Genomic DNA, 25,326 nt, shown 5'->3' on the forward strand with positions numbered 1-25,326 from the left:
TTTGTATATCCCCCTTGATTCGGATGTAAGCGCTGCAGTCGCTGATTACAGTGTAAATGGACCTGCCGCTGTTGCCTATGGTACGATCTTTCGTTTCTTGTACGATTTTACGGTCAATGATAATAAATAACCCCGCAGGCCATTGGCCGGCGGGAAAGGTTGGAATATCAGCCATTATTCACGCGGGCCGGGATACGGTATGACCAGCTTCACGCGGGTCCCGAATTCAGGGACCGATTCAATCTCTATGCCATATTCGCTGCCATACAGCAGCTTGATCCGCTTGTCCACATTTTTCAGACCTATATTGGCATTCTCCTCCTTCAGCAGCTGTTCCATCCGCTCCGGCTCAATCCCGCTGCCGTTATCTTCTACACAGAACCGGATGGTATTCCCCTGTTGCTGTCCGTAGATGGTGATCAGCCCGCCGCTCTCCATATTCCGGAAGCCGTGAATGATGGCATTTTCCAGCAAGGGCTGAAGGAACAGCTTCGGTACATTCACCTCCAGCAGTTCAGGCTGAATATCGAAATCTACACGAAACCGGTGCTCGAAACGGTTAGCCATAATCACTATATAGTCCTGCAGCCAGGCGAGATCCTCTCTAAGCAGCATTTGGTCTCTCCGGTTGTCCGTAGTATAGTGCAGCATACGGGACAGGCTGATCAGCATATGGCTAACCTGCTCCTTCTCTCCGTGTACAGCCATCCAATTTATAATATTCAGCGTATTATACAGAAAATGGGGATTGAGCTGAATATTCAGCGCGAGGATCTCCGTCTCCCGCTCCCGCAGCTTGACCACATAATTCTCATCAATCAATGATCTGACCCGCTCATTCATGCTGTTGAACTTCATCAATACATGGCCCAGCTCATCTCTGCCCTCCACCTTGATCTGCGCATTGAAATCACCGCCGCCTACCCGCTTGATGGCCAGCAGCAGCTTGCTTACCGGAGAAGAGATACGTGCGGAGATCAGATAAGCGAACAGAAGCGAGAGAGCCAGCAGCGGAGCCCCCAGTGTAATCATAAAGAACAGAATGGTATCCGCAATATCATGGGTCAATGCGCCGGGCGGAATCAGCACTACCGACAGCCAGTTAGTCACCGGGGACACAGCGAAGCAAGCGATCATCCGCTGCCCGCCGGTAGTTACATATGCCGTCCCGCTGCCCTCGCGGCGCACCTCCTTCAGCCAGGCGGCGGATTCCACGGTCCCCAGGCGCGACTTGTCCTGATGGGAGATGATTGTGCCGTCCTCACTGGCCACCATGAATATGGAACCTTTAATGGGGATACTGTCCCTAAAGATACCTGCATACACATCTTCCTTGAAATTCATCACCAGCACCGGTTTCTCGGATGCCCCGCCCGCCCGGACAATGACGTCATTCCGTACACAGGAGGGATTGATCTGCCGGACTGCCGAGAACATATAACGGTAATCAATATCTGTTCCCGCTAGCTCAGGCAGATTATGCATCCGGGTATAATCATAAGTCGGCACCCAGGCGATACGCCCTTTCCCCTCAGCGGCGCGCCGGTACAGCTCGGAGATGTAGAAGTAGTCCGGGGGATAAGTATTCTTGCTTTTGCTGCCATACACGAACCCTTGCGTGACCAGTTCAGTGGAATACAGATCGGCTGACTGCGAGAAGTATCTGCCAAGAATCCCCGTCACCTTCTTATTGTTCTCCAGCAGCTGTACCCCCACGGCCGGACTTGGCTCATCAAAAATCTGGTACAGCTCACACTCCACCATCAGCGATAAGCTGTCTTCCTGAATGATCTTCAGCCGTTCGTTGATGATCTGATTGTTCTTAAGCACAATCTCACTGACGTTGTCGCGGGCCAGCTTCAGCATAATGTCCTTGCTTGCATAATAGTAACCAAAGCCCAGGATGGTGAGCGGTAGCGTAATCAGCACGATATAAGATAAGACCAGCTTATTCTTCAGTCTCATAGTCCACCTACAATACATCTTTCTTCCGGAACTCCTCCGGTGCCAGTCCAGTCTCCCTTTTGAACACTCTGGTGAAGTAACCCGCATCACGAAATCCCACGCTTAAGGCGATGGTAGAGATTTTCCGGTCCCCGTCCTGGAGCAGCTCTTTGGCTTTGTCCAGGCGCAGGCGCAGCAGATATTCGGTGAAGGTCATGGAGGTGTGCTGTTTAAAAAAACTGCTGAAATAGGCGGAGCTGAAAAAGAAATGCCGTGCGACAGACTCCAGCGACAGATCCTCCATATAGTGCTCCTCCAGAAAGGCCTTACACAGGCCGATGGTCCGCCCGCTTTTGTTATTTTTGCGTTCCCCGATGCTCCCGATGATCCGGTTCAGAACAGAGACCCCGCGCGCCTCCACTTCCTCCAGACTCTCACAGGCCGGAATTTGAAACTCCATCTCTGAAATGAAATTACTCGCTTCATCTTGGCGCAGCAGGGCTTCGTTTCCCTTGACTTCATGAACCAGAGCGTACAGAACAGAGTCCTTCAGATGAGCCGGGGACGGATAATCCCCTTCAAGCAGCCGCTGAATAAGCGTCTTCAAGGCCTCAGCAGCCGCAGCCCTGTCCATCCGTGCCAAGGCATCTGTCATGCCCGTATCCGCAGGAATCATCTTCAAGCTGGGCTTGTCAGGGTTGTAAGCGATTTCATCGTAAAGGACAAGCTGCCCCTCGCCCGTATAAAAGGTATACTCGAGCGCTTTCTGCGCCTGGTCAAAGGATGCCGGAGCCCCGCTATAGGGATCGGCCACCCAGTTCCCGGCCCCCAAAGTCAAAGTCAGGCCATATTCCTCCCGGATCTGGCGGATGAATTGCCGGAACTGCTCCAGATCCCGCTTCATCAGCCACTCCAGGGAATGGGCCGGGGTCACCACGGAAGCAATGATCGGGTGCTCTCCTTCCAGGCTGAACGATAGCGAAGGACCGACCGTCTGATAGATTTCCCGCATCCAGTTCTTCACCGTGGCCTTCAGTTCCTCGAAATCCTCCGGCGTATAGGACCCGGTAATCTCTTGCTTTTGAAACCTTGCCAGCATCACGAACCCCCCGTTTGAAGCGGGGAAGAGAGTGCGGATTTCCTGAAGCTCCTTCTCACTTGCAGCAGAACGCATCCACCGGCTGAGCAGGTGCTGCTCATAGACCGGAGCTGCCGAGTGGAGCCTCTGCTGAAGAACTGCCCCCGTCTGAAGACTCAGCCGTTCCTTCTCCAGTGCCGTGTCGAGCTTGTCAAGGATCTCGGAGAGTTCTCCCAGTGCCAGCGGCTTCAGCAGGTAATCGAAGGCGCCAAGCTTCACCGCCTGTCTTGCATACTCGAAATTTCCGTACACGCTGAGAATTACAATTTTGACCCGTTCTCTGCGGCTCTCCATATGTTCAATCAGAGTCAGTCCATCCATATTGGGCATCCTAATATCTGTGAGGATAATATCGACCCGGTTCTCCTCGATAATCCGCAGAGCCTCCAGTCCATCCTTCACCATGAAAATCCGGTATTCCGGACGGAGCTGCTTAACCATATCAGATACGCCGCGGCGGTGACGCGGTTCATCGTCGGCGACAAGCACGTTATACATTGCCCTCTCTCCTCTCGCAGAATAGCCTATTTAGAAAAAGGCTGCCGAAAAGTTCTCGACAGCCCGTACCTTCTCTATCCTTCACGCATTCTTCCTTGTCTTGCTCAGCTGGTATGCCTTGCCATCAGTTCAATGGGGAACATTCTGTCGACAGGCTCGGCAGGCTCCCCTTTGGATTCAACGGATTGAATCATAAGCTCTGAGGCATTCATGGCCAGCTCGTTAATCGGATGCCGGATGGTGGAGAGACTTAGCAGTTCCGATACGGTCGGCATGTCATCCACACCGAGTACCGCGAGATCCTCCGGCACGGATAATTTCAGATCCTTGCAAGCCTTCAGCACACCAATGGCTGAAATGTCGTTCAGGCAGAATAACGCCTGCGGCAGCTGTCCATTCCCGGCCAACTGCGCGACGGTCTCGTAGCCGAAGCTCTCCGTCATATCTCCCGTAATGACCGTTGTAAGATTCCCCTTCTCCTGCAAAGACTGGGAGGCACCATTCAACCGGTCGTCAAATCCGGGGACCTGTCCGTGCGGATAGGTCAGAATAATGATTTTGTGATGCCCCCGCGACATTAAATGGTCTACGCCTGTCTGGCCGCATTGATAGTCGTTCACCCGTACGATATGAGCACCATACGGTAAATTATGCCGCCCGATGGTGATGACCGGAACATTGAGATCCATGAGCCTCGGCATGAACTTCTCTGTCTCCAGGGTCGCCTTTACAATAATCCCATCTACCATCTGGATATTCATGAAGATTTCATCGAAGTCCAGGAGAATCAGCTTGTACCCCATGGTCTTCAGATGCTGCTTCAGCACCTTGGCGAAGTGCAGGAAATATAAATCTTCGAAATAACCGTCATAAGTGCTGTTTGACAGAACGAGTCCGATGGTATGCATTTTGCCGGTAATCAGGCTTTTGGCTACAGGGTTCACCTGGTACCCTAGTCTGGTGATCGAGTCGCTTATTTTCTCCCGGGTCTCGGAGCCCATCCGGTGAAAGTTACCGTTCATGAAATGGGAGACCGTTGCCGGCGACACGCCTGCATCCTTGGCGACCTGTACTAGTGTAACTCTTTGTTTTGCCATTTGCTGCACCTCTGCGGATTTACTTGCACAACTATACGTCCATGCTTAACGGGGACGTCTTTCCATTACGTCCGGAAATTCCGGGAACGCCTGATGCGGCTCTGTCTGATACCAGTAACTGATCGAGCTGATATCGTCACTGCGTTCAAATAAGGCTTGGCCGTCATGCCCTATTTGCTGCACAGTCACCTTCAGTTCCTCTTCGAACAGAATCGGATCGAGGATGTGCCAGCGGTAGAAGCCCCGCATCGGACAAGCCGCCCCGTCATAAATATGGGAGCGGGTGTCATCCTTCGTCGCAAAATAAGGGAAACCCATGAACGGGGTGGAGTAAGTCTGCTCCTGTACCGGGTTACCGTTATCATATTTCACAAATCCCCAGGCGCCTCCGAAATAATCCTCTGCTCCGGTGCCGCAGATTGTCGGCCAATCCCGGTCACCGTCGATATAGAATTTCACTTCTCCTTCACCATACCAATAACGGGATAGGGAAGTCCAGGACATATATGTGCCGATGAATTTGCCTCTCCCTTTAATTCCATCAATTAAAGTGTAATCCTGCCTCAGCACAGTAGGATTCTCTCTGCGGTACTGGGCATGAAAATACTCTGTATCCTCATCCAGCTCATCAACCAGCCTGTAGTCGAATTGATAGAAGAATGCCTCAATGTCCTGCGGATGCTCATTCGTAATGGTTATTCTGGCAGCTTGGCGGAACGGCATGGCGAAGTAGCTGTTCATGCCGCCGACCGGATTCACCACTACCGGCAGTGAATTGACAATGGCCCGTGCACCGAAGCCGTTGCAGAAGAAATCCCCTAGCGGAACTTCAACGGAAGGCTGTTCTTCATGATCCCAATACATGCGGAGTACCAGATCACGTAGGACAAACCAGCCGGATTCGGTCTTATCCGTTACGGTTATCCAAATATGCTGAATGATCCCGGGACCTTCAATATCAACAAGCGTTGCGGTTTCTCCCTGAGCGAGTGAGATGAACGCCTTGCCTTTGCGGGCAATGCCCAGAGGCCCTTCCGCCTGGCCCCCTTGTCCCTTAAGGCCCTGCGGATTCTCTGCTGTAATCGCTCTGCTCCTGCCCTTCATTCTGCCAAATAGCTGGTCCATGGATTGCATCGTTTATCGTCTCCTTATCCTTTATCCTTTGACTGCGCCGTCTGACGCCCCGGCCATCACATATTTGTTCAGGAACAAGTACGTAATAATAATGGGAATAATGCTGATACTGATTGCTGCAAAAGTCTGGCCCCAATCCGTTGCCCCAAAAGCTCCGATAAATTCCTGAAGCCCGACCGCAATCGTCTTGTATGCCTTGTCATTCGTGAACGTATTGGAGAATACGAAATCATTCCAGATGAAAATAAAGTTAATAGATGCCACTGTAATGGTTGTATTGACCGTAAGCGGTGAAATAATGCGGATAAACACCTGATAGATGTTACAGCCGTCGATCACTGCAGCCTCGATAAGCTCATTGGGAACATACCTGTAGAAGCTGGTAAAGATCAGAATGGACAGAGGCAGAGCGAAACCGACCTGCGGCAGGATTAGTGCCGGATACGAATTCAGCAGCCCGTAATCCTTGTACATAATAAACAGAGGAATCAGTGTAACCTGAATCGGAATCATGATGCCGACTGTAAAGAACAGCAGCAGCTTCGAATTCAGCCGGTTAATCATTTTGACAAGGGCAAATCCTGCCGTCGCGCTGAGTACAATAATTAGAGCCAGACAGGTAAAGGTTACAATGGCGGTATTCTTGATATACAGGAGCAGACTGCTCTCCCGGAATACACTGGCATAGTTCTCGAACGACCAGGACGACGGCATGGCAAACGGCCGTGTCGTCAGCTCGATGCTCGACTTGAAGCTGGACAGCATCAGCCACACTACCGGGTAGATTTGAATCAAAAGAATCACAATCACCAGAAGATACAAAAGTGAAGAGGAGAGCTTTTTTCTCGCAGGCATATCAGGCATCTCCTTTCTTCGAATTAAAAATAGCCCGGATGATCAATACTGCAAGCAGACTTTCGATAACGATGAACACGGCAATTGAGCTTCCATATCCATACTGGATGGTGGAGAATGCCTGCTTGTACATATAGGTGGTGACAAGCTCGGTAGCAGATCCGGGCACACCAATAATGTAAGGTATATCGAAACCACGCAGCGCCCCGGTTGTACACATAATCAAAGCCAGGCTCAGCACATGCATGATACTCGGAAGCTTAATATAACGAATCAGTTGCCAGCCGTTTACACCGTCAATTCTGGCTGCTTCTTCGATTTCTTTGGGGATCGCAATCAGAGCGGCATAGAAGATCACCATATACATCCCGATAAACCGCCATCCCTCGGGAATGGACACAGCAATTAACGCCGTATGGGGATTGGAGAGCCAGGCCGATTGCAGATGCCCCATTCCCACCCAGTCCAGGAACATATTCATGAGACCCAGGGGTTGAAGCGAGTAGAAATTACGGAACATCTGCGCAATAGCCACAGTTACAACAACCGCCGGCAAATAATACAGGGTTCTGAAGATCCCTGCACCTTTCGTGACATAGGACAGGAGCAGGGCAAAGAACAAGCCGATGAACACCTGCATAAATACCACAATCACTACGTACACCAGATTGTTTTGCACTGAATTCCAGAAGTAAGAATCGCTAAACATCGCAATATAATTATCAAAGCCGGTGTAGCGCGGCTCCTGAATGCCATTCCATTGCTGAAAGCTGTAGTTCAGTGACTGGATAATGGGAACAAAGACCGTACCCAGATAAAATATCAAAGCAGGCAAGATGAAGACCAGCCATGCTTTTTTGTCCTTAAGTACATTCATTTAGGGTCACCCCGTTTGTGGAATTCCATCATTTTTGATAAAAGGCTCCACCCGGTTCTGCAAGCCCGGGCGGAAAAATATCAAGGTTACTTATTTACTGCCTGTATTCTTGGCAATGGCTTCATCAATCTGTTTGGCAAAATCCTCAGGTGTCATAAAGCCCATAGTCATTTTGGTAATCAGATCACTCATCACCGAGTTGGTATTCGGATCAAGCAGAGTATCCCAAGGTTTGGCGAACTCTGAGCCATAGTTGTCCATATCCTTTTTGATCCGCAGGAACAGTTCGGAGAATTTGGACTCGTCGTCAATCGTGAATTTCAGCGGTGACATTTGTTGTTTGGCAACATAGACATCACTATAGTTTTTCAGCACATAGCTCAGGAATTCCTTCGGCAGCCCATCGAATGTTTTGGCAGAAGCGCCTAGTCCGATACCGCTGTTGCCGAAGAATTCATTCTCCGGTGTAACCGCATTGCTGGTGGTTGGCAGATAGAAATAATCGACATTGCCTTTAAGTCCTTCCGGCAGGCTTTCTTCCACGAAGGATGGGATTTCCCAAGTGCCCATGTTGTACATGGCAGCTTCTCCGTTCAGGAACATGTTTTTGGCTGTCGTATAATCCGTGGTTGCGAATCCCTCCTGAAAGTATTTACCGATTTGAGCAGCGAAGGTGGCCGCCTGCATGCCTGCCTTATCGGACATTTTGGCTTTGCCCTGGCTCAAATCACGGATGAACTGATTACCTGTGGTCCGGAAAGGATACATGGCCGCATAACGCAATACCGGCCATACATCAACGCCGTCCACTGCGATTGGCGTAATTCCCTTGTCTTTGAGCGCTTGGCTGACTGTAAGCAGGTCGTCAAGGGTTTTGGGCACCGTAAGGTTGTTGTCTGCAAATATTTTTTTGTTATACCAGGTCATTTCCATGTGATATTCCATCGGCAGAAGATACAGGCTTCCATCCGGCAGCTCCTGGTATTTCAGCGCGGGTTCATAGAATTTATCGTACAGCCCCTCGTCCTTCAGGAATTTCCCCATATCCACCAGTAAGTCTGCATTTACAAGCTCCTGGGCAAAAGGGTCGGCATCGCTGTCAATGAAATCAGGCATCTGTCCTGAAGCAACCAGTGTTCTGAGCTTAGTCAGATATGAGGGTCTGTCCGCTGTCACCTGAAGGTCCAGCTTAAAGCCCGGGTGGTCGGCGGCGAAGCGGTCGGCAAGCTCACGGATCGTCTGGACAATCGCTCCATTCTCCGGTCTGGCGGAGAGCCAGGTTACCGTCTGCTCCTTAGGTGCGTCCTTTGAACCAGCGGTGTTTGTATTTTTGTTGTCCGCAGAGCTGCCGCAGCCCGCCAGAGCTGTTGCTGCCAAGGATAAAATGGCAAGTCCGGCGAACATTTTAGAAGTTGTTTTTGTCATTGTAATAACCCCTCCAATAGATTAATCGGTATAAGTTCTATGAAGCTCATCCTTGCCAGTTAACGGTCAGTGGCCGTCTTCATGCGGATGTCCTCCACATTCACAGCACCCTCATTGGCAAAAAAACCCAAATGTCCATCTTTGAAATTATAAATTCGTGTGGTCATGGCGACTTCATCGTTGACATACAGACAGAGGATATCTTCTTCCAGAATCAGCTGAATACGAATTCGGCTGTAAGCGGCGAAATTAAGTGGACGCTCCAGCTCAATCATCTGCGGTTTGTCCCCGGCAATTTGCCATTGGAAAAATCCCGGTTCCCTTCTCGGCCACATATCAAAGGTGATCCGGTTGTGAAAAGGATCAAACTTGATGAAATAACCATTGTCCAGCTTCTGGTCCGTGCGAACTGCGATCCCAAAGTCCTTAACATGCTGCCAATCCGTAAAGGAAGCCTCAAGCATGACCTGAGAAGGCAAGGGGTTAAGCACGCTATACGCCAGCCCATCCGGCGAAGACAGCTGCAGCCTGTCCCCCTGCTTCAGGCAATTGTCCGCCTCTTGGAGAATAATCGGTTCGTTCCTATTAAAATGTCCATAGATGGAAGAAGGCATTCTCACCAGTAGCTCTCCCCGTTCGTTCTGGTACACTTCATGGACAACCAGCGTGCCTGCCCACTCCCAATCTCCATAATCATTGCTGCCCTTCTTCGAAGGGACCCAGCCGAAGGCGTACCGCTTCTCGCCGTCTGAGGCTGTCTTGGCTGCGTAGAATCCTCTGCCGTCAAAGGTGTCCAATACCGGTGAGGTATATAAGCCGTCAATCGTTTTGCTCTTTTTATAATGGGTGACAAACTTCTCACTGAACGTGGAGTAGACGAGGTAATGCCATTCTCCCATCTGGAAATAATCGGGACATTCCATCGTAATGTATTTGTCCGGGCTGTAGAAGGGCTCGCGGAATTCCCAGCTCAGCAGGTCGTCCGATGTCAGAAGTGCGATGCACCCGCCTCTTTTCTCAGAGGAGTTCATTTCCCTGGTAGTGACCAGCATCCAGTACTCCTGCTTCTCTTGGTTGAAGAATACAAAAGGGTCCCGCCAATCAAATGCCTCATAGATCACTTCATCCCCGTAAAGCTGGAATTCACGATCCTTCGTCCAATGAATACCGTCGGTGCCAGTGGCGCGCAGTACAACTTGTAAGGGCTTACCATCCTTGCAGAACGCAGAGTTGGGATTATGTCCCGTGTAGAATAGATGATACAGGCCTTCCTTGTCCCGGATCACAGATCCGGTATACGCGTTCCGGTCTGACTCTGTCTCACTGCCATTCGGCACAACCTCTCCGTAATCCTCAAAATCAAGCCCGTTTCCAGTGGCCACCAAATTCCATGAGGTATGGTTGCCATACTCCCCCCCCACTCTCTCATCGTGAAGATAATACAGCTTGTACTCCCCCTGATCATAAAACGGAATTACGTCTCCTACCCAGCCATTCGCAGGTTTGTAGAATACTTTTTTCATTGTCATCATCTCCATTGGTAAAACGTTTTACAAACATATATTATCATATTATTTTTTGTTGTCAACGGTTACATTAGCTTATATAGTGAGTTTATTAGGAATTGATAAGGTTGGTTAATTATTATTATGTAAAACGTTTACTGGTATATGTTCACATGAAATGTTCATTGGGGAAAATAAAAAGAAAAACGCTGCCAGCCTATTGCCAGCAACGTTTCTCTTTTTGGTTATAGTGGTCATATACGGCAAAGCCCCCTTTTCAGGAAACTTCACGGTCATGACTGAACTGGTCAGCGAGCTGACTCCAAACTGTCTTCTTCGCGACTGATATCATCTTCCCAAGAACGGTAGTAATCAATTTTATTCCGCAGAATGTCCAAAGTTTGATGAATCGTTTGAACCTGCTCGATTAATTTCCGCTCATGCTCTTCCAGAAGTTTTCTGCGCTGCGGAATGCCCTCATTGCCAAGTCGCATCATATCAGCGAACTGTTGCATAAGTGCGATCGGCATTCCTGTAGTCTTAAGTTTTGCGAGTAATATGATCCATTCAAAATCATGCTCCCGGTATACCCGATGACCATTCTCGGCACGAGGTATGGGGTCCATCAGACCGATCCTTTCGTAATAACGAAGGGTATGAACGCTTAACCCCGTCATCTCAGCAGCCTGCTGAATGGTCAGTTCTTTACCGATCATAACGAGTACGCTCCTTTTACATCAGTTTATAATCTGTTTCAATTGATCAAGCTGTTCTGAGCTAATCTGGAGCTTAAGCGCCCCCAAATTTTCTTCCAATTGCGTTAGACCACTTGCAGCAACAATGGGAAGAGCTCTCGGATGATTGTGCAGCATCCAAGCAAGGATAAGCTGATTCGGTGTCGCTCCCAGCTCTCCAGAAACCTTCCTTAGAGTATGCAATCGGGTCATCTGCTCCTCTCTCCGATATGCATCGGGTAAGACAGCATCCTCTCTGTTGTATAGGCCTCCAAGAAGGGGGGAATAAGCCATGAGCGTAAAATCATCGTGTTGACTGCAGTAAGCAAGTAAATCCTCATCCGCACTGACCTGCACTCCGAAATTCGCATCCACTCTAGGCTGCAAATACGTATATCGCTGCTGGATGCAGCAATAGGATTCCCATCCTTTTGACTGACTGACCGCCTTGGCCTCAAGGAGCCTGGAAAGCCGATAATTACTGCAGCCAATAGCCCTGACTTTACCGGCTTTGACCAAGGAATCAAAAGTCTCCAGGGTTTCCTCGAGTTCAGTTTCGTTGTCGTCTACATGAGCATAATATAAATCTACATAATCTGTTCCAAGCCTTAGCAGACTTTCGTCAATTCCCTTCTCAATCGCTTGGCGGCTTAAGCCTTCCCATTTTTCAGTTTTCGGCAATGCCGGTTTCGCTCCCACTTTGGTGGCCAAAATGATCTGATGTCTGTTTTTTCTTTCTTTCATCCATTCGCCAAGCAAAGACTCGCTTTCTCCGCCAACACAGCCTTCGTTCCAAATCGCATAATTATTGGCCGTATCCAGAAAGTTTCCCCCTGCTTCAAAAAAATGATCAAGCAACTGGAATGAGGTTTTTTTGTCGGTTCGCGATCCAAAATTCAGACAGCCTAAAGAATAAGCACTTACTAGCAATCCGGTATTCCCCAACGGAAAATGCTTCACACTATTTCCTCCCTTTAACTGCTGAATTAACTTCCGCTTACTTGCAACGTACGTGACCAGTATACGAGTTTAAGCGCACTCTAAGTCAATACTACTAATCTAATATCCATCTCTATTTTTAACAATGCAAAAACACCTTTATTTATTCGGAAAATCAGCTAAACAAAAGCGCCGCAACCCTATCATTCGGATTGCAGCGCTTTTGTTTACATTGAATCACTCTACTACTAATCTTTGGCAAGCCGCGCTTCCAACTTGGAAATGAGCTGCTGCACATGTGCCCGCCATTCGTCCCAGCTTGACGATTCCCGCCACAGTTCCGCTAAATCGCCCTCGCACTCCCCCTCAATGTCAGTCCAAATCACGTTCAAATGCTCGAGCAAAGCCTTCAGCGCGGAATGATCGGCCGTGAACGCCCGTACTTGCGTCAAGGCGCGTTCTTCCTCCTCATGATCGTAATCCAAACTGCCATTCTCTTGAAACTCGATATACAGCTCCGCGAGGGCGAGCACTGTTCCGTCATAAAGGAAGTCATCCTCACCAAACTTCGCCATCAACTCACCCAAATCCAATGTGTCACGAGGAAGCAAGTCCTCGATCGCTGCCACCAGATCCAGCCCTTCATCACTTTCCAATGCTTTGATTCCCCATGCTCCCATTCGATGCCCCCCTGTCACTCTCGTCTCTTCATTATATGGAGCGTTTCCAATGCACGTCAAATAGTAGTTCATTGCGGCATTATCTCAATGATGGACAATGGGGCCGGTTGAGCCGGCAACATCAGACTGCTCTGGTCAAAGTGATCATCCGCCAGAACACATACCGCCCTGCGATAGGTGCCGCCTGCCATCAGCCATTCCAGCAGTGAAAGCGCATGAGGAAACGCAAGGCTTCCGGAATGACCGAGTGCCAGAGGCAGCACGTCCATTAGATTAAGCTCTCTTCTTATTTTTGCACAAACATGCTCAGCATGGGAGGTATTCACATGATGGCAAAGGACCAGCACATCCATGTCCATGAGCCAATGCCTGTTCGCTTCCATTTGAGCTATGGCTATGTCTGCCAATGATTGATTTTGATCCTCCGTCCTACTGCCCGAATAAAGAATTTTAACCTTTAGTTCTGTCTTTATCGTGCTCACCGCCTTACCCGTGTTACTCGTATTTGTGCAAGGAACAGCCGTAGTAGCCCCCGAAGCCTATGGTTACCGCCAAATAGAAGTCTCCCCTATTCAAAGAGCCGGTCCTGACCGCCTCATTTACGTTAAGCAGAATGTCCGTATTATGGAGATGCCCCGCATCTTCAAGCGTAGAGGCGTAAAATTTGTCTAATGGGCAGCCGAGCGCCCGGGCAAGAGTACTCCAGGTGTGCAGCCCCAGATTGGAGCAGAAAATAAGGCTTATCTCGTTCATAACCATTCCCGATTCGCGTAAAACCTGATTCACAACCTGCCGGACAGCTAAATAAAAGGTTGAAAAGTACATTTTGACTCGTTCAGGACTACGATCGTAAACGAACCCATCCACTTTAAGCCTGGCAATTAGAGTCTGCTGCCCTCGGGCTGCAGGTTTACGATATAGAGCAGCACTTGCCGCATCCCCGTAAAGCATATAGGAATCGCTGCGGTGATGCGAAATGTTCGCTTGATCTGCCGCAACAAACAATACCGCATCGTCGCTTTGGCCTTCACCGGCGAAATAAGCCTTCGTTAAATAAAGCGACAAGTGAATGGTGGAGCAGCCGTATTCCTCCAGCTGAATAACCGGCGTTGTACCATAGTCAAACTCGCGGAGCAGCCTGGAGAACAAGCTCTGTGCTTGCACTCCGGCGCTCGTGACAGATGAGAAGAGAATAGCCGAGAGCTGTATGCCATCTCGTCTTATCCGGCTTAGAATCGGGGCGCATACCTCATATATCATTTGCTCCAGACTTTCACTCCGCTCGATGGGGACATACCCAAAGCCGCTGTCTCTGTACTCCGCTGCGCTTAAGCGGAAAGAAACGCCATCGTCATTTATTTCCTGGATGACCTGATCGACTGGAACCCGGAACGAAGGAATATACACACTAGAATCAGTAATGGTCAAAAAGGGAGCCGTCATTGCTTCACACCTTCTTTTTCAGGTGAAGAATTTTGTATCTTCGCTTTCCCGAGTGCATATCATCGTAAATCGGAGTTCCGGGAACGCCCATGGTCTCCCATACGGCGTCCTCCTTCCCGAGAGCATCGCCCAGCGCTGCCAGACGGCTGCCTCTGGCCAAATCGCTTGCCAGCAAAGCATGCTCGGAAATATCGCGTACCAGCGACATCTCAAAGCCCAGCTCAAGTAAATACCGCTCACCTGTCTCGAACTTGAGCGCATCCAGATCATCCGCATATACGAACAAGCCTCCAGCCTTCAGCACCCGGAATACCTCATCATAAAAACGGGTGATCCGGGGATAGAGATCCGAGGATTCGATATTCAGCACGATATCGCAGCATTCATCCGGAAGCGGAAGCTCCTCCGCATCCCCGACGCAGAATGTAGCCTGTTCATACCGGTTGCCTGCCAGACAGAAGGCGATATTCGCTTCCGTCAAATCGAGGCCAGCGACGGTGCGCGGCCCGTAGCTTTTGCAGAGAGCCCGTACGTTGCCGCCTCTGCCGCAGGCGATTTCCAGTACGTCTTTTCCCTGCACATCGACTCCGTGCATGATTTCCTGGAGAAGCCGAAGCGATTGATGGTTGACCCCTCTCGGCAGGCTGCCTGCAGTCTCCTTCTCATCTTCCGCCTCTGAATAGCCCCAATTGATAAACGTGGAGAAGCGTGAGACGCCATTTTGCTCCAAAGCCCGGTTAAACGACGTAAACATCTCTTTAACCGCCTCCTTCTGCGCCTTATGCTCCATTGTTTCCAGCGCATCACTTTCCACAAGCAGGCATGGAATCGAGCCAGCGGCCATAGGGTAGCTTTCGTTGCATGACGTACAGTCTAATGAGAACTCCATCTTCTCAAGCGTTTGCTTGCACCTCGGACATACCCAGCTAAGATCTGTTAATGGCCACGCTTTACTCGCAGCTTCCTTTCCTTCAATCATGGCTAGGCTCCCCTTTGGTGCCGGAGGCATCTTTCACCAGATGAACAATTGTGAATACTCTTCTGCCTGTGACCATATCCGTATGATTCTGCGTGCCGGGCGCCTCCAGCCATTCCCATACCCGGTCTTCCCCTTCAAAGGAGCCCTCAAGCGCATGCAGGCGGCTACCCAGCGCATCGTCTCCCGATTGCAATACATTGCCGGTAATGTCCCGGATCAATGCAGTGCGAAACCCTAGTCTTTGCCACTGATCCTCATAGCGCGGCACGTCGGAAGCACTCATAATATCCGCATACAAAAATAACCCGCCCGGCTTTAATACACGGTAGGTCTCCGCAAAAAACAGCTCGATATGCGGGTACAAATGCGAGGACTCGATGTTCAGCACAATGTCGCAGCTTTCCGTTTGAACAGGCAGCTGCTCTGCATCGCCAATACAATAGTAAGCTTGCTCATACCGGTTGTTTCTTTGGCAAAATTGAATATTGGACGGTGTCAGATCAATGCCGACCACGCTGCGGGTCCCATAGCTTTTACATAGCTCGCTCACGTTGCCTCCCCGTCCACAGCCGATTTCCAGAATATCCTTGCCTGAAACATCCAGGCCGCCAATGATTTCGCGAAGCAGCCGGATACTGCTTTGGTTAAAACCTTGAAGACTGCCGGGTTGTTCGTTCTTTGGGGCATAGCCCCAGTTAATAAAGGTGGAAAATCTGGACAGTCTTTTCTCTTCAAGCGACCGGTTAATAGAGTCAAACATGCCGATGACCGCTTCCTTTTGCGCTGAGCCTTCGGCAAGCTTCTCCGCTACAGGGCGGTTGATTAACATGCTCGCGAGCCCCTCTTCCCGGGCGTATCCGAGGCCGCAGGTCTCGCAGATCAAACCGTCGTCCGTCTCATAAAGACCACTCTTGCATTCGGTGCATACCAGAGTAATTCCTGACAGAGGCCAAGTCGTGTTCATAGTTACATCTCCCTACGTTTCAGCCGCTTGCGCTGCTATAATTTTTGAAAAGTTGGATTTACCGGCCGTAGTGATATAGCAGTCCGCAGCGGGAACAGACCGGCATCAATCCGCAGGATAACCGCTCGCGGTGCTTGCCGTAATTTTCCCCGTGCCAAATCTCTTTAACGGGAGCTTCGCTTATGTTACCGACAGCAAACTCCGGAAAGAATTTGCACGGCGTCACATTCCCGCCGGGCAGCACATCCATCCGGGTGGAGATGGCGAGGCATTTCTTCCGCTTCATCCCTGTCATCTGAGCCCCATTCACGAAATCGACGATTTCATCAAGCTCCAAGGCCGGCATAAACCGTATCCGATTCCTCCACGTATGCTCCGTTATCCGGCGGACCTCTTCCTTCAGCGGCTCCACGTTCTCTGGTGAAATGCGGTAGGTAAAGGAGTGCCAGCTACAGCTTCCGGGCTCTACCGGATTCAGCCAGCTGAACTCCTTCATGTACACATCATCCATCTCCGCTGCGGATGTGGAGGAGATATACCAGGGATAGACGAAATAGACAGAATCGACGCCCATATCCTCGAAATACTTCATGAAGGAAAACAGCTTTGGAATCATGGCATCGTTCATCGTCAGGCTGATCGAGACCTTGCCCTTAAAGATGCCCTTTCTCTGAAGCTCCAGCAACAGCTGGACCGCCTGTAAGACCTTCCTATAGGTGCCTTTGCCCCTTATTGCATCATTCTCCGCTTCGAATCCTTCCAGGCTGGCAAGGACGACCAGCCCTTCACCCATCTTGAGCAGTGACTCCAGCTGCTGCTCCAGCAAAATAGCGTTCGTGCAAATCGTAACCGTGCGCTGATCCTGTTCGAGCAGGTCGGCCAGCAGTGAAAATTGACTGTAATAGAGCGGTTCGCCGCCCCATAGGTAGAGCTTGGATTTCTTCTCCCGGGTAAACGCCAGCAGCTTCTCTACAAGAGCAATATCAATTTCCTTCTTCTGGTCCTCCCTGGCCATATCCCGGTGAAAGCCGTCTTCGTTCCATTCGTAGCAATGCTTGCAGCGCAAATTACAGCCGTTGTTCAGCTTAATCCCGATATCCTCCGGAACGTCCATCGCATATCGGCTGTCCGCCTCCCGCATGCGGCTTGCGCGCGACATGTTCATAATCGTGCGTTTAAGATCGTTAAACACCTGCTCATCGAATTTCTGGGTTGTTTTGGGCTGCATCAAGGACACCTCCATAATTAATCGAATGATTTCTTGCCAGCATTAGGTTCTCATGTATGCGAATTAGCGAATCCATGGAATAGCCTTCGGCCTTCCAATCCTCATACCATATCCCGAAGCCCTGCTTAATCCAGTAGGCCGCGTTGCTCGCCTCATGCCTTCCAAACGGCTCAAGAAAGACGAAAGGAGTGGCGGCCGCCAAGGATTCCATCAAGGAATAACCTCCCGGCTTGCTGATAATCGCAGCAGAATGCCGAATGACATTGAATAGCGGCGGATAAGTCTGCTGATTCCGGTATTCTGGCGCTTGCCCGTACTCGATCCTAGCGAGCGGGGGGAACTGGAAGGAGCCGTCTTCGTTTTTTACCCAGGGGCTCCATTCGGGATCATTCATAAAATAATGAATTTGCTCGTGGGGCTTGATATCCTCACGGTAATAGGCAAGTACACTGAGCCGTTTACCCGCCTGAAGCAGCTCCTGTACGGCTGACGGATAGGTCCCGATTCCCCATCCCCCTCCGTGCGCAATATACCGTTCTTCCCTCATATGCAGCGGTACCGGAGCCTCATCGGTGATGGCAATCCGATAGGACATGCCCTTGCCCGCCGGGTCATAGAACCATATATGGTTGTACGAATCACTTATGTCCTCGTATACCAAATAAGAAGGAGAGTGAATGGCGTCGAAATGGAGACAATCCACCTCAAGGCGGAGACCGCCGGTGAAAAGCTGATACTGCTGTATAATCGGAAGCCAGAAGCCGGTGGCGGTAACAAATCGGGTTTTGCCTTCCCGCTCCCAGCCTTCAAAGAGCTGCCGAAGCTTGATAGAATCCAGACAATCGGAAATATCACGGGCCAGCTCGGCCCCTTTTTTCGCTACGGTGAAGCTTTGATGAAAAGCTTTTTTGTAGGCTGGCACTCTTTGTTTAATGTGATCCAGGTACAGATCCTCCAGCACGCACACTTCTGTGGGTATGCCCCGACTGTTCAGTTGGCGGCTCAGCTGCATGACCGGTACATAAACGCCTAACGAGTTGCCGGAGCCAAGCAGGGTGATCTGTCTAAAAGCTGCGCTAGCTATACCATTTCCCTCCTTTCGACTCAAAGCAGAGCCTCATCTGCTCCAAATAACGTTCCCTTTCCAGCATGTGATCAGCGATAATGGTCATATAGAGTCTGCCTTTGAACAAATTGCCGCTTGCGGAAGAGGACTTCCCGGGTCCGGGTACTCCTGCAAATAACGTAGCGGAAGACAGCGGGAAAATTCCGTTTCCTTTCCGGTTCGGGTATAAAATGTCATGCTTCTTTAGCTCGTCAAGCCACCATTCATAATCGAACCGCTCTCTGAAGCCGACCGATCCGAAGGTGAAGAAGCCTTTTTTTCCGTTAGTCTGGAGCGTCTCATCCAAACGCTGATTAATGAATCCCATAGATTTTCGTGCATTAATCTCAACAATCGGTACCAGCGTTCCGTCTTTCAATACCATGGAATCGATGCATACCGGTCCAAAATATCCGTCCTTAAAGAGATCGTTGGCAACTTGTATCATCACATCGAAGTAGCCTGCTCTTTCGAGCACCATGCGCTCCTCTTCCTCCATAGATTCGGAACCCAAATAGGCAAACTGCTTGTTCAGCATTTTCTGTAAGCCGAGAAGGTGAAACGAACCGTTCCTCATGATGTTGAACTGGCAGGAGAAATCGCACTCCACTTCCATAAAAGGCTCAATTACAAAAGCGGTTTCTTTTCCTTCGCCTTCCTGCTTGCGGATATATGACGCCACTCGTTCCAGGCTGGGCTGAGACTTAAGCAGCATGTTGCCTTTTCCGGAAACTCCGAACGGATCTTTAATAAGGAAAGGTCCATGCTCCGCCAGCAGGCTATGCCCAAGAATCAATAACTTCTCTGCCGAGTAGACCGGCTGTCCAAAGCTTTTGCCAAGCAGTTTACAGGTTAACAGGGTAGAGTATATTTTCGAGTTGACTCGCTTTACCTTGTCTATCGCCGGCAGTTCGGTCTCATACTCATATTTGGCGATGACCTCGTGGGTATAAGGCACGACGGAGAAAGGGGACAAAACGTCAAAGGCCCCGTACTGCTCATCACGCTGAGGATCGGATGCCATAGCCTCAAAAAGATTAGGCACAGCTTCCGGCTCTTTCCAGACCAAATGCTCAAAGGAGAAACCAAGGCTTGTTAGATATGCCTTATGAGCATCCTCCATCGCAAAACGGGTTAACAGAGCGTCTCCGCTGCCGCAGAACGGAAACATAAGCTCATCCATCGCCATGACGATGCGTTCTCTTTCTTTATCGCGAACAGCGGGCAACAGCGCCAGATTCTCATCTCTCCAGTGGGACTCCGCGTCAAAGATTCCGGCAACCAGTGCTCTAGCCAATTTTTTTCTCCATGCCGTTCAGAAAATTGATGAAACGTTCAACGGACAGCAGGTAGCTGTAATCCAAATCCTCGTACACAATCTCTACGCCGAAATGGTCCTCAACCTCCAGAATGAAATTGATCATCTGCAGTGAATCCAGGCCGACCTCATTAATCAAATCGCTTTTTGGTGTAAGAGAGCTCCGGAAGCTTTCATCCTCTTTGACTTTTATAACAATTTCTGTAATAGTTTCAAACATATCTTCTCTTCCTTTCTATCTGGAATATAATTGTAATCAAAAACCCGGGAGGTACCCATGACACAACATTATTTATTTATTTCTGCCCATTTGGATGATGCTATCCTATCCTGCGGCGATTATATCCATGCGCTCATACAAAATAATTACCAGGTTACGATTGCTACAGTCTTTACAGGGATGGGGACGGATTTGTCCATGCTAGCCAGAATTCTGCACAAAAAATTCGGGCTGGGAATGGATACGATGGATGTGCGCAGGCAAGAGGATATTCATGCTGCTGAAGCACTCGGTGCAGCTGTGATTCACCTGAACCTGCTGGAATGCATTTACCGGAAAAATAAAGACGGCAGCCCTGTCTACAGCAAGCTGCAGAATCTGTTCGTGGCGGAAGTGGGGTCTGAACATGAGGTGATAGAAGAGATCGTCTCCGTACTCTCAGAGCAAATCATATTTGAAAATTTTGCGGGCGTTTTTGTACCGCTTGGAATCGGAAGACATATTGATCACTGTCTCGTCCGGGAGTCCACCGAGCGGTACAGGCTTAGAGCCGGTACAGATGGGCAAATCCGTCTGATGTACTACGAAGACCTGCCATACCTATGCTTTAATCAAGATATAACCTGGAGAACAGAGCTTGCCGCAGGACTGCATGAACAAAGGATCAAGCTGCAGTACTGGGACTTGAAAGCTAAAATAAACGCAGTCTTGAAGTACGGCTCGCAATTAAGCCTGCTTTGGCCATCCAGAACCAGCATGCTGAAGCAAATGGAAAAACATGCAAGAGGCGTTGCTCCACAATCTAAGCTCCACCCTCCTGAGGGCAGCGATTATTTCTTTAAGGTTTACACGGCGGATGTCAATGAGCCGATACCGGTGAGCGAGATCCGGACATAAGCCGCTACCCCTCTTCACCTTCGATGATGGCGGCCAGATCAGATACTTTCATTGAGCTTCTGTCAATCTGGCCCAGGAGTTCATCCGGCAGCGCAAGCTCGTAGGAAGTCTCCAGCTCCACGACAAATTCAACGACTTGAATGGATTCCAGCCTGAGCCACACATCGCGAAGCAGTGTATCTGCCGTAATGGTAACATCCGTAAAGGAAGATCCAGAGGAAGACGATATTTTTTGCTCGATGATTTGAATAATCTGCTGGGTTACACCTTGTTTAATCATGCTTCACCACTCCCTCCTTTCATAAATTACTAACTAGCTTATCACCAGATTCGATAATAAGATTTCAATTTGCTCTGCTTCTTGATTTCTATATTTTCTCATTGTTGTAATTATTTTGTCGATAATTGACGATTCGTTTGTCTTCATGTATTTGATAAGCAAGTTTCTGCACATCAGTGCATCATTTTCTATACTCTGGTAACCTTCCAGAAGATTGGTGCCCGGCTTCAAATATCCGTTCTGCTCCATGAAGGGAATTCGGCGGAGCATCAGCGCTTTATGATCGCAAAGCACGTGAAACGGCCGGTAATCCGCCTCCGCCTCCTTTTCTTGAATCTTTAAAAGATTCTCGATTAGCTTCGAATAGATTTCCAGTCCATATACGCAAGGATTCGTCCGGTAAGTCATTTCCCTGCTCTTCTCAAAGTGGTTATGCCCTGTTAAAAACCCCTCCAGCTGCGCTGCCACATTCGATATATTAAAATCATAGCCCAGTGAGTCATTGAAGCTGATTAGCGATACGCCGCCTTTACCGGAGAATAGCCAATCCTCGTCCCCTTCAATCGCATGGTACGCCTTCTTGAGCTGCTCGAATGAAACCTCCGCGAACGAATATTTCCCCGTAAACGTAAAATCAGCCGCATGGAACACTTGACGCTCCTGATCATACCCATAGATAAACAAATCATGCGGCAGCCGATCCTGCCCCTGCAAAAAATAAGCATGATCGAATACGGCGTAAATGTAATTGTTCAGATTGATGCAGTCTACGAAGAAGGAGCAAATGTCCTCATTGAAATAACGAACCGTTTCCCGCTTCAAATGCTGATGAAATAGCCAGGGGCAGAATTCGAATGTAGGCGTCCGGTAAAAATCCACATAGCTGCTCCAGTCTGGATTAGAGGTGAGCTGAAGCTGAATAAAGTGATTCATCATCCAAGGTTCTGTTTCCGGATAATTGCCTAATACGGCGAACGAATTCGCCTGCCATTGCCATGAAGTAATGATCGGGTGTTGCATCGGTAAAATTTTTAAGTTGCTCATCTTATGTCCTCTTTTCATTCATAATTTTTACTCTCCATTTAATTAATTTGCAGATAAATACTATTTATTACATCATATAGTAATTCAAGAATGTGGATTTAATATACAACTTTCATATAATAGTTTCCAGTGGATTTTATTTAACTATGGATAAACTGGTTGCCAAGATGCTTGTAAATAACTGCCGGGTTTAACGGGTTTGAGGCAGCCAACTAAAACGAGGACCTTCCTCTAACTGGGAAGGCCCTCGTTTTTTTTGCGTCTGAAAAATGAATGGAAGCTTGAAATCCTATTTAGTAATCACAGCCATATGACTCATAATCATTTCGGCGGCCCGCTTATAACCGCCTGACTGCCTTAAAGATTCACCGATGAGGCAAGCCTGCTGTTTATATAATGGATTGCTTAGGACTTCTAACAATGCCTCTCTCATATCCGTTGCACTGAGGTTAAGTTTATTTAAAGTGATACCCGCCCCCAACTCCTGTACCCGATTGGCTACAAGAGGCTGATCCGACGTTAAGGGAATCATTACCAACGGAACGTTGTAATATAGCGCCTCACTCGTACTATTCATTCCGGCATGTGTAATAAAAACATCCGTATGCTGTAGCATATGGAGCTGTGCAACGTATGGCATGACGATAAAATTAGGAGGAATTTGATCAGCCAGCGGCTCCATATCCGTATATCTTCCTGAAGATAGAACCACATTCACCGGCATATCCCCAAATGCTTCAAAGCAAAGCCGATAGAAATCCAAGTTTTTATTTAAAATAGTACCCATAGCAATGTATACGGTATGGGGGTAACGTTCACGAAGCAGCTCGAACGGGAAGGTCTCAGCATCTTGACGCGGTATGATCGAAGGACCTGTAAAAATAAAACGATCGTCCAGTTTTTCTGCATGCGGCTGAAAATAACGGCTTGTATACACAAGCTTTAACCGGCCTGTATGTGCCGGAATCTCTTCCATGGCGGGAAGTCTCACTTGATACTCTTGCGCTAACTCCCGTGTTATCTTCATCGTAGCCTCATACAGCTCCATCGTATTCGTATCCATCTCCTGCTCATTCATGCCTCCGCCAGTCCCCAGCGGATCAACGAAAGCAAAGGAAGCAATCGAACATACCGCGGGAATTCCGAGCTTTTCTGCAAGAATAGTCCCTCCCCAGCCAATCAGTGAATCAAAGATCAAATAATCGAACTTTTGATTGCCGATCACTCGAAACACCTCGGGTATAATCCTCTGAATGATACCGCCTACCATCATATAAATGAACTGATAAGGATGATTGTACTCCTGCGGTTTCAACACGGGATCATGAGAAAAGGCATCTTGCGGAAATGGATAGGTTATGAGCAAGGCTCCGGTTTGTTCAATTCGGGAGCGATACTCCTCCACGCATACATAGACAACTTCCTCTCCACTGTCAATCAACTGGGTAACTAATCCTAACGACGGATTTACATGGCCTTCAGCCGGAGTAATGACCACTAATACACGTGCCATTCTATCTACCTCCCAATGCAATTTTTCCTCCGTTCTTCGTGATGTATTTAGCTACGCGATGGTCATCCGTTACATGGGAAGGTTCTCTTTCGACTGGCTGATCGGATGATGGTCTTGATGAACGAGTTCGGTGATTCGTAAAGATGCGAAGAAACTTAATAAGACCCATAGTAATTGGAGGGTTAGCACTATCACCACTCCTGTCGATATGCCCCACTGTAAAGTTTCGGACAAGGCGATTAGAGCACCGCCCACTCCTATGCTTACGCCCATATAGAAGGAATCCACAAATTGCAGATTCGAAGATATTTCTCCCTCTTTCCCGGGCTCCGCATGTTGTAGAGCAATGGCTGCGGTCGTAGGGTTAGCCAATCCAACACCGAAGCCGGTAATCATTTGCGAGAGCAGGATGAGTATGATTCCACCTTCCGACAGCATAAGGGCCAGGATCACAAGTACAGTCCCGGCGATCATAATCCCGATACCTGCCATAACTCTGTGCTTTCGGCCACGGCCTTGATCCCTTACATCAAGCTTCGCCTGCAACCACGCTGCGGCGGACCAGCTCAGAGAACCTGCTGCTACAATGAGGCCGGCAAGATCTGCTGATACCCCCTTTACTTCGGTTAGTGCCAAAATCACAAAACTCTCTGTTGTAAAATAACAAGCTACATACAGCCCCCTGGAAACTAATGTAGCAGGCAATCCTTTTTTTACCGCAAAAGTGCCCTTAGGCAGAAGTATCCGCATGGGTGGGATCATGACGATTAAACCACCCAGAGTCAGTACAATTCCTGTCCAATCGGTTATCATACCGAGTCCTGTGAGTAGTAGCCCCGTTCCAATGGCAAGCAGAATCGCATGAAGAGTTTTTGAGTCTGCTTTTGGGGCTGGACCCGTCAGTACCTGCCGAAGTTGCAGTTCACGGAAAGAGCGGAAGGTGAGACTCAATGCCAATCCAATCAGGGGTACAACCATCCAGAAAACAAATCTCCATGACATATAGGAGGCAATAAGGCCTGCCAGGTAAGGTCCTATTAAGGAAGGCAGGACAAATGCCATGGAGAATGCCGCTAAAATCTGAGTGCGCAGAGCATCCGAATAATGCAACGTTACACAGGTATAAATGCATGTGATCAGAGCTCCCGACCCAAAACCTTGAAGGGCTCTTCCTGCAATAAGCATGTGCATATCCAAAGAAACAGCCGCAACCACAGTTCCCAGCACAAAAATACTAAACGACACGAGCAAGGAGGTAAAAACGCCGCGCTTGTCAACCATTTGACCGATAACCAAGGTTCCAATCAGCTGAGATAATAAAAATGCGCTGAAAATCCAACCGTATAAATGAATACCCTGCAAGCTTTGTGCCATTGTCGCCGCAATTGTTGTAATAGCCAGCCCCTCGAAAGCCACGGTGGTTAGAACCAGCATAATACCAATCGTCAACGCCCTGTGCTGCCTGTCAAAAATTCCAATCTGATTGTTGTTTGTCTCCTACACCTCCAT

Annotated in this window: 24 protein-coding genes; 1 reads left to right on the forward strand and 23 read right to left on the reverse strand. The window is 49.1% G+C overall.

Annotation, left to right across the window (positions count from 1 at the left end; all coding sequences use genetic code 11):
- Nucleotides 1-174: 174 nt before the first annotated feature.
- From ACFSX3_RS27485 to ACFSX3_RS27575, 19 genes are all read right to left on the reverse strand, one after another.
- Entirely contained in the window at nucleotides 175-1,965 is a 1,791-nt protein-coding gene (locus tag ACFSX3_RS27485) for a sensor histidine kinase (protein ID WP_209992999.1), read from the reverse strand.
- Nucleotides 1,966-1,972: 7 nt separating this feature from the next.
- Nucleotides 1,973-3,580: a response regulator transcription factor gene (locus ACFSX3_RS27490; RefSeq protein WP_209993001.1), complete on the reverse strand. Its 1,608-nt coding sequence runs from the start codon at nucleotides 3,578-3,580 to the stop codon at nucleotides 1,973-1,975.
- A gap of 104 nt (nucleotides 3,581-3,684) precedes the next feature.
- Nucleotides 3,685-4,677: a LacI family DNA-binding transcriptional regulator gene (locus ACFSX3_RS27495; protein WP_209993002.1), complete on the reverse strand. Its 993-nt coding sequence runs from the start codon at nucleotides 4,675-4,677 to the stop codon at nucleotides 3,685-3,687.
- A gap of 45 nt (nucleotides 4,678-4,722) precedes the next feature.
- The gene (locus tag ACFSX3_RS27500; protein ID WP_209993003.1) at nucleotides 4,723-5,811 is read right to left on the reverse strand and encodes a glycoside hydrolase family 172 protein; all 1,089 of its coding nucleotides are present in this window, start codon (nucleotides 5,809-5,811) and stop codon (nucleotides 4,723-4,725) included.
- 21 nt (nucleotides 5,812-5,832) lie between these two features.
- A complete protein-coding gene (locus ACFSX3_RS27505) occupies nucleotides 5,833-6,666 on the reverse strand; it encodes a carbohydrate ABC transporter permease (protein ID WP_209993004.1) in 834 nt (277 codons plus the stop codon).
- Nucleotide 6,667: 1 nt separating this feature from the next.
- Nucleotides 6,668-7,543, reverse strand: coding sequence for a carbohydrate ABC transporter permease (locus ACFSX3_RS27510; protein WP_039292042.1), 876 nt, complete (start codon nucleotides 7,541-7,543; stop codon nucleotides 6,668-6,670).
- Between the two features lie 90 nt (nucleotides 7,544-7,633).
- Nucleotides 7,634-8,968: an ABC transporter substrate-binding protein gene (locus tag ACFSX3_RS27515; RefSeq protein WP_209993005.1), complete on the reverse strand. Its 1,335-nt coding sequence runs from the start codon at nucleotides 8,966-8,968 to the stop codon at nucleotides 7,634-7,636.
- Nucleotides 8,969-9,027: 59 nt separating this feature from the next.
- On the reverse strand, nucleotides 9,028-10,491 hold the full coding sequence (locus ACFSX3_RS27520; RefSeq protein ID WP_209993006.1) for a GH32 C-terminal domain-containing protein: 1,464 nt from the start codon (nucleotides 10,489-10,491) through the stop codon (nucleotides 9,028-9,030).
- 290 nt (nucleotides 10,492-10,781) lie between these two features.
- Entirely contained in the window at nucleotides 10,782-11,189 is a 408-nt protein-coding gene (locus ACFSX3_RS27525; RefSeq protein WP_209993007.1) for a MerR family transcriptional regulator, read from the reverse strand.
- A 21-nt stretch (nucleotides 11,190-11,210) separates the two neighbouring features.
- Complete coding sequence (locus ACFSX3_RS27530) at nucleotides 11,211-12,167, reverse strand: aldo/keto reductase (RefSeq protein WP_209993008.1); 957 nt, start codon at nucleotides 12,165-12,167, stop codon at nucleotides 11,211-11,213.
- A 227-nt stretch (nucleotides 12,168-12,394) separates the two neighbouring features.
- A complete protein-coding gene (locus ACFSX3_RS27535) occupies nucleotides 12,395-12,826 on the reverse strand; it encodes a DUF4259 domain-containing protein (protein WP_209993009.1) in 432 nt (143 codons plus the stop codon).
- A gap of 68 nt (nucleotides 12,827-12,894) precedes the next feature.
- Nucleotides 12,895-13,185, reverse strand: coding sequence for a hypothetical protein (locus tag ACFSX3_RS27540; protein ID WP_209993010.1), 291 nt, complete (start codon nucleotides 13,183-13,185; stop codon nucleotides 12,895-12,897).
- Between the two features lie 136 nt (nucleotides 13,186-13,321).
- Nucleotides 13,322-14,269 carry a 3-oxoacyl-[acyl-carrier-protein] synthase III C-terminal domain-containing protein gene (locus ACFSX3_RS27545; RefSeq protein WP_209993011.1) on the reverse strand — a complete coding sequence of 316 codons (948 nt, stop codon included), beginning with the start codon at nucleotides 14,267-14,269 and terminating at the stop codon, nucleotides 13,322-13,324.
- 4 nt (nucleotides 14,270-14,273) lie between these two features.
- Nucleotides 14,274-15,023: a class I SAM-dependent methyltransferase gene (locus ACFSX3_RS27550; protein WP_379256519.1), complete on the reverse strand. Its 750-nt coding sequence runs from the start codon at nucleotides 15,021-15,023 to the stop codon at nucleotides 14,274-14,276.
- A 217-nt stretch (nucleotides 15,024-15,240) separates the two neighbouring features.
- Nucleotides 15,241-16,212 carry a methyltransferase domain-containing protein gene (locus ACFSX3_RS27555; RefSeq protein WP_209993013.1) on the reverse strand — a complete coding sequence of 324 codons (972 nt, stop codon included), beginning with the start codon at nucleotides 16,210-16,212 and terminating at the stop codon, nucleotides 15,241-15,243.
- 58 nt (nucleotides 16,213-16,270) lie between these two features.
- Nucleotides 16,271-17,440, reverse strand: a complete 1,170-nt coding sequence (locus ACFSX3_RS27560; RefSeq protein WP_209993014.1) for a radical SAM protein — start codon at nucleotides 17,438-17,440, stop codon at nucleotides 16,271-16,273.
- Nucleotides 17,409-18,548, reverse strand: coding sequence for a hypothetical protein (locus ACFSX3_RS27565; RefSeq protein WP_209993015.1), 1,140 nt, complete (start codon nucleotides 18,546-18,548; stop codon nucleotides 17,409-17,411). Before ACFSX3_RS27565 ends, ACFSX3_RS27560 begins: the two co-directional genes overlap by 32 nt.
- Complete coding sequence (locus tag ACFSX3_RS27570; protein WP_209993016.1) at nucleotides 18,517-19,842, reverse strand: hypothetical protein; 1,326 nt, start codon at nucleotides 19,840-19,842, stop codon at nucleotides 18,517-18,519. The genes ACFSX3_RS27565 and ACFSX3_RS27570 overlap by 32 nt, the downstream gene beginning before the upstream one ends.
- Nucleotides 19,835-20,083 (reverse strand): acyl carrier protein, encoded by a 249-nt coding sequence (locus ACFSX3_RS27575; RefSeq protein ID WP_209993017.1) that lies wholly within the window; start codon nucleotides 20,081-20,083, stop codon nucleotides 19,835-19,837. Before ACFSX3_RS27575 ends, ACFSX3_RS27570 begins: the two co-directional genes overlap by 8 nt.
- A gap of 57 nt (nucleotides 20,084-20,140) precedes the next feature.
- Between ACFSX3_RS27575 and ACFSX3_RS27580 the strand changes: the two genes are divergently transcribed.
- Nucleotides 20,141-20,980, forward strand: a complete 840-nt coding sequence (locus ACFSX3_RS27580) for a PIG-L deacetylase family protein (protein WP_209993018.1) — start codon at nucleotides 20,141-20,143, stop codon at nucleotides 20,978-20,980.
- A 4-nt stretch (nucleotides 20,981-20,984) separates the two neighbouring features.
- On the opposite strand, the gene ACFSX3_RS27585 is transcribed toward ACFSX3_RS27580, so the two are convergent.
- The 4 genes from ACFSX3_RS27585 to ACFSX3_RS27600 all read right to left on the reverse strand — a co-directional run bounded on the left by ACFSX3_RS27585 (nucleotide 20,985) and on the right by ACFSX3_RS27600 (nucleotide 25,251).
- A complete protein-coding gene (locus tag ACFSX3_RS27585; protein WP_209993019.1) occupies nucleotides 20,985-21,260 on the reverse strand; it encodes a hypothetical protein in 276 nt (91 codons plus the stop codon).
- 33 nt (nucleotides 21,261-21,293) lie between these two features.
- Nucleotides 21,294-22,304, reverse strand: coding sequence for a hypothetical protein (locus ACFSX3_RS27590; protein WP_209993020.1), 1,011 nt, complete (start codon nucleotides 22,302-22,304; stop codon nucleotides 21,294-21,296).
- Between the two features lie 289 nt (nucleotides 22,305-22,593).
- Nucleotides 22,594-23,817 (reverse strand): macrolide family glycosyltransferase, encoded by a 1,224-nt coding sequence (locus tag ACFSX3_RS27595; protein ID WP_209993021.1) that lies wholly within the window; start codon nucleotides 23,815-23,817, stop codon nucleotides 22,594-22,596.
- Nucleotides 23,818-23,886: 69 nt separating this feature from the next.
- On the reverse strand, nucleotides 23,887-25,251 hold the full coding sequence (locus ACFSX3_RS27600) for an MFS transporter (protein ID WP_209993053.1): 1,365 nt from the start codon (nucleotides 25,249-25,251) through the stop codon (nucleotides 23,887-23,889).
- Nucleotides 25,252-25,326: the final 75 nt, after the last annotated feature.

The organism is Paenibacillus rhizoplanae (genome assembly GCF_042684125.1).
GTDB classification, from domain to species: Bacteria; Bacillota; Bacilli; order Paenibacillales; family Paenibacillaceae; genus Paenibacillus_AQ; species Paenibacillus_AQ rhizoplanae.

Coding starts and splice junctions, on each gene's coding strand:
- ACFSX3_RS27515 (WP_209993005.1), bottom strand. CDS start 8,968: ATGACAAAAACAACTTCTAAAATGTTCGCCGGACTTGCCATTTTATCC.
- ACFSX3_RS27505 (WP_209993004.1), bottom strand. CDS start 6,666: ATGCCTGCGAGAAAAAAGCTCTCCTCTTCACTTTTGTATCTTCTGGTG.
- ACFSX3_RS27595 (WP_209993021.1), bottom strand. CDS start 23,817: ATGGCACGTGTATTAGTGGTCATTACTCCGGCTGAAGGCCATGTAAAT.
- ACFSX3_RS27535 (WP_209993009.1), bottom strand. CDS start 12,826: ATGGGAGCATGGGGAATCAAAGCATTGGAAAGTGATGAAGGGCTGGAT.
- ACFSX3_RS27520 (WP_209993006.1), bottom strand. CDS start 10,491: ATGAAAAAAGTATTCTACAAACCTGCGAATGGCTGGGTAGGAGACGTA.
- ACFSX3_RS27575 (WP_209993017.1), bottom strand. CDS start 20,083: ATGTTTGAAACTATTACAGAAATTGTTATAAAAGTCAAAGAGGATGAA.
- ACFSX3_RS27550 (WP_379256519.1), bottom strand. CDS start 15,023: ATGTTTACGTCGTTTAACCGGGCTTTGGAGCAAAATGGCGTCTCACGC.
- ACFSX3_RS27590 (WP_209993020.1), bottom strand. CDS start 22,304: ATGAGCAACTTAAAAATTTTACCGATGCAACACCCGATCATTACTTCA.
- ACFSX3_RS27585 (WP_209993019.1), bottom strand. CDS start 21,260: ATGATTAAACAAGGTGTAACCCAGCAGATTATTCAAATCATCGAGCAA.
- ACFSX3_RS27510 (WP_039292042.1), bottom strand. CDS start 7,543: ATGAATGTACTTAAGGACAAAAAAGCATGGCTGGTCTTCATCTTGCCT.
- ACFSX3_RS27500 (WP_209993003.1), bottom strand. CDS start 5,811: ATGCAATCCATGGACCAGCTATTTGGCAGAATGAAGGGCAGGAGCAGA.
- ACFSX3_RS27560 (WP_209993014.1), bottom strand. CDS start 17,440: ATGCAGCCCAAAACAACCCAGAAATTCGATGAGCAGGTGTTTAACGAT.
- ACFSX3_RS27525 (WP_209993007.1), bottom strand. CDS start 11,189: ATGATCGGTAAAGAACTGACCATTCAGCAGGCTGCTGAGATGACGGGG.
- ACFSX3_RS27600 (WP_209993053.1), bottom strand. CDS start 25,251: ATGCTGGTTCTAACCACCGTGGCTTTCGAGGGGCTGGCTATTACAACA.
- ACFSX3_RS27555 (WP_209993013.1), bottom strand. CDS start 16,212: ATGAACACGACTTGGCCTCTGTCAGGAATTACTCTGGTATGCACCGAA.
- ACFSX3_RS27495 (WP_209993002.1), bottom strand. CDS start 4,677: ATGGCAAAACAAAGAGTTACACTAGTACAGGTCGCCAAGGATGCAGGC.
- ACFSX3_RS27540 (WP_209993010.1), bottom strand. CDS start 13,185: ATGGACATGGATGTGCTGGTCCTTTGCCATCATGTGAATACCTCCCAT.
- ACFSX3_RS27490 (WP_209993001.1), bottom strand. CDS start 3,580: ATGTATAACGTGCTTGTCGCCGACGATGAACCGCGTCACCGCCGCGGC.
- ACFSX3_RS27545 (WP_209993011.1), bottom strand. CDS start 14,269: ATGACGGCTCCCTTTTTGACCATTACTGATTCTAGTGTGTATATTCCT.
- ACFSX3_RS27485 (WP_209992999.1), bottom strand. CDS start 1,965: ATGAGACTGAAGAATAAGCTGGTCTTATCTTATATCGTGCTGATTACG.
- ACFSX3_RS27580 (WP_209993018.1), top strand. CDS start 20,141: ATGACACAACATTATTTATTTATTTCTGCCCATTTGGATGATGCTATC.